The organism is Actinomadura sp. NPDC048032 (assembly GCF_040653175.1).
GTDB classification, from domain to species: domain Bacteria; phylum Actinomycetota; class Actinomycetes; order Streptosporangiales; family Streptosporangiaceae; genus Spirillospora; species Spirillospora verrucosospora.
On the sequence record NZ_JBEZJP010000776.1, the window covers coordinates 1 to 1,637 of the forward strand.

The window sequence follows — 1,637 nt, forward strand, 5'->3', positions numbered from 1 at the left end:
GCTGGACGAGCCGCTGTCCAACCTGGACGCGCGGCTCCGCCTGGAGGCACGCACGTTCCTGAAGAGGTTCCAGCAGCGCCTCGCGTTCACGTCGGTGTTCGTCACCCACGACCAGGCGGAGGCCCTGGCGCTCGCCGACCGGATCGCCGTCATGGAGGCGGGGCGGATCCGGCAGATCGGCACGCCCGCGGAGGTGTTCCGGCGCCCGGCGAACCTGTTCACGGCCTCGTTCATCGGCTCGACGCCGATGAACCTGCTGCCCGGCACCGTCCGCGGTGGGGGCGTCGCGGTCGGCGGGACCGAGATCCCCGTCCCGGAGGAGGCGCGCGGTCTCGTGCCGGACGGGCAGGAGGTCGTCTGCGGGGTACGTCCCGAGTACATGGAGTTCAGCGCCGAACCGGTGGACGGGGCGTTCGGCGGGAGGGTGTCCGTCGTGGAGAACCTCGGCGCGTCCTCCCTCGTGACCCTGGACGTCGGCGGCGAGACGGTGCGAGTCGTCGTGGGGGAGGGCCGCGAACCCCGGCTCTCCGCCGAAGGGTGGGCGTCGCCGCGTCCGGGGCGCGTCCTGCTCTACCGCGACGGCGAGCTGGTGACGGGCGGCGGCGACCGGGCCGGACGGCCGGCGGCGCCCCTGACCGAGGAGGGAGGAGCGGATGACCGTGCACAGCGGACGGTGGACTCTTGAAGACCGTCTGGAGCAGGGGCTGCGCGAACTCCCCTTCGAGGTCCCGCGAGGCGCGGCGTCCGTCACGGTGGAGCTCTCCTTCGACGGCGGCGTGATCGACCTGGGCTGCCATGGGCCGGGCGGATTCCGCGGCTGGTCCGGCGGGGCGCGCCGCCGGTTCACGATAGGCGCCGACTGGGCGACGCCCGGGTACCTCCCCGGCGAGCCGGAGCCGGGCCTCTGGCACGTCTGGCTCGGGCTGCACCGGATCCCACCGGACGGCGTCCCGTACGAGGTCACCGTCACCACCTCTGGGCGGAGCCCAAGGCGGCCGGACGAATCTCCGCCTCCACGTCCGCCGCGTCCGCCCCGCCCGGAACTCCCCGCCCCGGAAGGGATGCGCTGGCTCGCCGGTGACCTGCACTCCCACACCGTCCACAGCGACGGCACGCTCACCGTCCACGAGCTGGCGTGCCTCGCGGCCTCCCGCGGCCTGGACTACCTCGCGGTGACCGACCACAACACCGTCAGCCACCACCCCGAGCTGCCCGCCGCCGGCGCGCACGCCGGGATCCTGCTGCTGCCCGGCCAGGAGGTCACCACCGACCTCGGCCACGCGAACGTCTTCGGCGACACCGGCTGGATCGACTTCCGCGCGCCGAGCGCCGACTGGGCCGCCTCCGCCGCCGCCCGCGGCGGGCTCATGTCGATCAACCACCCGCTCAGCGGCGACTGCGCCTGGCGCCGCCCGCTGCCCGCCGAGCACCGGCCCCGCTTCGCCGAGATCTGGCATTCCTCCTGGTGGGACCGCCGCTGGGGCGCCCCGCTGGCCTGGGCGCAGGTGTGGCGGCCGCAGAGCGTCGTCCCGCTCGGCGGCAAAGGCGTACGGGGCTTCCGGGAAGTTCACGGCCCAGAGCGCGAGGACGATCTGCGCGGCGGTCACCGCGCAGGCGGCGGTGGCGGCGTGCCGGCG

2 protein-coding genes are annotated in these 1,637 nt (G+C 74.9%); both read left to right on the plus strand.

All coding sequences use genetic code 11. The annotated features are described in order from the left end of the window. The coding region (locus AB0C69_RS42120; protein WP_360362516.1) for an ABC transporter ATP-binding protein at positions 1 to 685 on the plus strand (685 nt) is incomplete at its 5' end. After that, the coding region (locus AB0C69_RS42125; RefSeq protein ID WP_360362519.1) for a CehA/McbA family metallohydrolase at positions 654 to 1,637 on the plus strand (984 nt) is incomplete at its 3' end. The genes AB0C69_RS42120 and AB0C69_RS42125, both read left to right, overlap by 32 nt.